General features: G+C 74.0%; 3 protein-coding genes. 2 read left to right on the top strand and 1 reads right to left on the bottom strand.

All coding sequences use genetic code 11. The annotated features are described in order from the left end of the window. Both DMC18_RS26350 and DMC18_RS24445 read left to right on the top strand, forming a co-directional pair. Positions 1–582: DUF6683 family protein (locus tag DMC18_RS26350; protein WP_158285982.1), on the top strand; the 582-nt coding region annotated here is incomplete at its 5' end. Between the two features lie 14 nt (positions 583–596). After that, positions 597–1,118: a hypothetical protein gene (locus DMC18_RS24445; protein ID WP_110119738.1), complete on the top strand. Its 522-nt coding sequence runs from the start codon at positions 597–599 to the stop codon at positions 1,116–1,118. A 165-nt stretch (positions 1,119–1,283) separates the two neighbouring features. On the opposite strand, the gene DMC18_RS26355 is transcribed toward DMC18_RS24445, so the two are convergent. Next, positions 1,284–1,602, bottom strand: a 319-nt coding sequence (locus DMC18_RS26355; RefSeq protein ID WP_158285983.1) for a hypothetical protein, incomplete at its 5' end; no start/stop codon positions are given.

Consider the following 1,602-nt stretch of genomic DNA (forward strand, 5'->3'; position numbering starts at 1 on the left):
CTGTTCCCGCAGGCGGGCGCGGCCGCATCCGCCCGTCCGGCGACGCGCGGGACGACGCCGACCACCTATCGCGCCTCGCCGGCCGTCAGCGCCCGGGTGCAGAAGCAGTTCTCCGAATTCATGGCCAGACAGGCCGGCGCCGACGGCGGCCGCCAGGTGGCCGACGCCATGCGCCGCACCGACCCGGTGCGCAACTGGAGCCAGCTGGTGGCCTCCGACGGCCTGCGCCCCGGCGACAGCGCCGACGCCCTGGCCGCCTACTGGGTGCTGAACTGGGTGATGGCCAACCGCGGCGACAATAACCGCGCCCAGACCCTGGCGGTGCGCGAGCAGGTCCGGCCGATGATCGCCGCCAACCCGGCCTATTCCAACCTCAACGAGGGCCAGCGCCAGGAGTTCTCCGAGGTGCTGATGCTGAACTTCCTGATCCAGCAGGCCGCCTATGTCGACGCCATGAAGCGCGGCGACCAGCGCGCGCAGCAGCAGCTGGGCGACGCGGCCGTGGCCCGCTTCAGGAACGAGATGGGCGTCGACCTGCGCACCCTGACCCTGACCGACCGCGGCCTCGTGCAGCGGCGCTAGAGGAGCCTCCTCCGATGACCGTCGCCCCCGTCTCGACCAGCGCCTCCGCCTCTGCCTCCTCAGGCGCCGGCCCCGACCGGCTGGACCGCGAGATCGACCGCTTCGAGGCGACGGGCGAGGTCTCGCAGGGCCTCGTCGAGGAGGCCCAGGCCGCCGGGGCCGAGGTCTTCACCCAGCGGCTCGACCGCCTGCCTCCCGCCCGGCGCGGCGCGCTGGAAGGCGCCCTGGCCGACAAGGGTCTGCTGGGTCTGGTCGGCGACACCGCCGGCTCGCTGGTGGGCGGGACGGTGGACACGGCCGTCGGCGTGGTCGATGTCGCCGCCGACGGCGCGGTCGAGACCCGCTCCGAACGCCAGGTCGAGGACGCCCGCGAGAACGGCCAGGACCAGCGGATGAGCAGCATCCAGGCCCAGTCGCATTTCGACGCGGTGCTCTCGCCCGCCCGCCGCCTCAACGCCCCGCCGGCTCCGCTGGACTGGGCGGCGGCCTTTCCGAGCCCGGTAGACCAGCCGGCCGTGCGGGCGGATCCGCGGTAGCGCCCGACCCGGTGCTCTATTCATTCGTCATCCCGGAAAGCCCGAAGGGCTTATCCGGGACCCAGAGGCCAAGCGCAGTGCGGCGCCCCTGGGTCCCGGCTCTGCGGCCCGCTGCGCGGACCTTTGGCCGGGATGACGGCTGAAGGGTCGTCAATCGAGCGTCGTCTAACCCGCCGCGCGCAGGCTTTCGGTCGCGCCTTCGACGATGCGCACGAACTGCTCGACGGCGTCGCTGCGCGCGGTTCCAGGTCCCGGCTCGCGCTGCAGGCCGGCGGCGAGCGAGCGGATCAGGGGCTCCACCAGGCCCGAGGGCGTCATGTGCGGCTTGTCGGCGGCCTGGGCGCGCAGTTCGCGGGCGAAGTCGGCCAGCACCCGCTCGATGCGTCCGGCGTCGACCGGCGACGTCGCCGAGAGGCGCCCGGCCACCGACTGGCCGCTCTGGGCCGCCAGGGTGCGCAGGTCGCCGCCGACGCTGGCGGCGCCG

It is taken from the genome of Caulobacter sp. D5 (assembly GCF_003185805.1).
Classification (GTDB): domain Bacteria; phylum Pseudomonadota; class Alphaproteobacteria; order Caulobacterales; family Caulobacteraceae; genus Caulobacter.

What these genes read in the sequence shown, in the direction of transcription:
- DMC18_RS24445 (WP_110119738.1), top strand. Translation starts at nt 597, where the DNA reads ATGACCGTCGCCCCCGTCTCGACCAGCGCCTCCGCCTCTGCCTCCTCA.